At 64.2% G+C, this 2,173-nt stretch carries 2 protein-coding genes; both read left to right on the top strand.

Going from position 1 to position 2,173, the window contains the following annotated elements:
• Positions 1–361: 361 nt before the first annotated feature.
• Entirely contained in the window at positions 362–973 is a 612-nt protein-coding gene (locus BN3789_RS12050; RefSeq protein ID WP_161939015.1) for an RNA polymerase sigma factor, read from the top strand.
• Between the two features lie 35 nt (positions 974–1,008).
• On the top strand, positions 1,009–2,022 hold the full coding sequence (locus BN3789_RS12045) for a hypothetical protein (RefSeq protein WP_066834712.1): 1,014 nt from the start codon (positions 1,009–1,011) through the stop codon (positions 2,020–2,022).
• Positions 2,023–2,173: the final 151 nt, after the last annotated feature.

Here is a 2,173-nt window from a genome sequence, read left to right as displayed (position 1 = left end):
CCGCGCGGGCCCCGTCCGGGCGCTCCGAGCTGGGGGGATGCCGACCCGCGGGGGTCGGGGGCGTTGCGATGACCTCGGGATATGCGGACCGTGAGGAGGGTGTTGCATTGGGGTTGGGAATCAACCGTTTTTCGGCTCGCAGGGGAACATCGGGGCCCCTCCCGCGTTACCTGTACATGGAGGGCAGCTTCATGATGGGGGTTGGTTTGGGACGGGTTCATTCCAACCCATCCCGATGGGCTGGAATGAACCCGTCCCAAACCAACCCCACTGGACATCTTCTTAGGCGCGGCGCATCGCCCCCCGCCGCCGGGAACGCATTCGCCTCCTCAGTCGTATAGGATGTATGGAGGTGATTCATATGAGGAACCCGACAATGCGCTCCGATGCGTTCATGAACCACGCCATCGATGCGCACGGAGACGCCGTCTTGCGGCTCGCGCTGAATCAGCTGCGTAACGTATCCGATGCGCAGGATGCGGTGCAGGAGACGTTCGTCCGCCTGTTGACGAGCGGAACATCTTTCGAGAGCGACGACCATCTGCGCGCATGGCTGCTGCGCGTTGCCATCAATATCTGCCATGACCACCAGAAAAGCGCGTGGAGCCGTCGCGTCGACGCGCTTGACGACAGCAAGGCCGGCGGCGATGCCCGCGAGTTGTCCACGGTGTCCGCCGAGGACATCGCGCTGCGCAACCTGCGCGACCACCCGGTGTGGCATGCGCTCGCAGACCTTCCCGAGGATCTGCGCCTTGTCATCCATCTTGCCTACGTTGAGCAGCGCGACACCGCCGAGATTGCGAAGCTGCTCGGCATCAAGGCCGCGACGGTGCGCACGAGGCTGTTCCGAGCCCGCAAGCGGCTCCGTGACGCCCTGAGCGCGGACGGTACCTCCCGCCCTGCCGCCGAGAATCAAGCGCGCGTCTCCGTCCAGCCCGGCGACGCGTCGCCCCATGGACCTCCCGTTCGCTGACGGGCACTGCACGCGAACCAACAGAAGGAGCAACCATGGCATCCATCATGAACGACTATGCAACCAAGATGAACCGCATCGCGCTGACACCGCGTATGCACTCCGCGCTGGCCGAGCGGATCGCTGCCGAGCGCGCCCGCGTCCAGCAGCAGCCCCGCACCGCTGCGAACCAACCGTCGGCCTCCACCGATCGCAGGCGCCGCCGCGTCTTCACGCACCGCCGCGCGATCGCCGTCGCCGCCTGCACAGCCGGTCTCGCCTTGGGCTGCACGGCGCTCGGCATCCTGTGGGCGCCGTCGGGAGATCCCGCATCCGCCCCAACCGTAGCGCAAACGGACCAAACGGGCAGCAGCTCGAACTCGTCTGCCGCAGCGACCGCGCAGCCCGCGTTCGTGCTTGCAGCCTATGCAAATGGCACACCGGTCGAAGACCGCGGCGACACCGTGCTCGCCGGCCCCGGATTCATGGACTTCGTCGGCAGCTGGGACGCAGGCCCTGCAGATGAGGGGGACGGCCTGATCGCGCACGCCGTCTTCAATATCGACCTTCACACCTATGGCGAGGACATCACTCAGCTCGACTACCGTATCGACGGCGACGAGACCGCCCGGCTCTGCTATCTCGGAAGCCGTAACTATCGCATGCCCGACGGAACCTACGGAGACATGCACGGGCAGAGCATGACCATCACGCAGGACATGCTTGAACGAATCGGAACCATCGACGGCGGCACGTTCTCGGTCGAGCTGAACTACGCGCTTCCCGATGATTTTCGAGCCATCTACGAGCGAGCAAAACAAGAGTCTACGGATGAATTCCGGTTTGAATCCATCGCGTACGGAGCGCAGCTCCTCGCCGGGCGCACCATCACCATTACGGCGACCTTCGTCGACGGTACGACCCTCACCCATGAGTACCGAATAGATCCCGTCGATACCTTCAAGGAAACGCTCATGGCAAACGACAAGGCGTTTCACGATAGCTTTGACGATGAGAGCACCGATGAGTTCGTTCCCGAGCCGCTCTTCACAATCGAGCAGGTCAGCTAGGGTCCGGCGCTGGCGGAATGGAATAGGGGTTGGTTGACGATATGTTCATCGGGTGACCAGGTCGCAGCCGCCCCTGGCCGAGGGGGAAGCCCCGTCGCTCGGAGCGTGGGTTAGCATCGTCTCGTGTCAGCAAGGCGGCCGCCAGGGCCAC

Origin of the sequence: Collinsella ihumii (genome assembly GCF_900046475.1) — a bacterium.
GTDB lineage: Bacteria > Actinomycetota > Coriobacteriia > Coriobacteriales > Coriobacteriaceae > Collinsella > Collinsella ihumii.
The sequence above is the reverse complement of the archived record's forward strand: the minus strand, read 5'-3'. Positions and strand labels throughout refer to the sequence as shown.

What these genes read in the sequence shown, in the direction of transcription:
- BN3789_RS12050 (WP_161939015.1), top strand. Translation starts at nt 362, where the DNA reads ATGAGGAACCCGACAATGCGCTCCGATGCGTTCATGAACCACGCCATC.
- BN3789_RS12045 (WP_066834712.1), top strand. Translation starts at nt 1,009, where the DNA reads ATGGCATCCATCATGAACGACTATGCAACCAAGATGAACCGCATCGCG.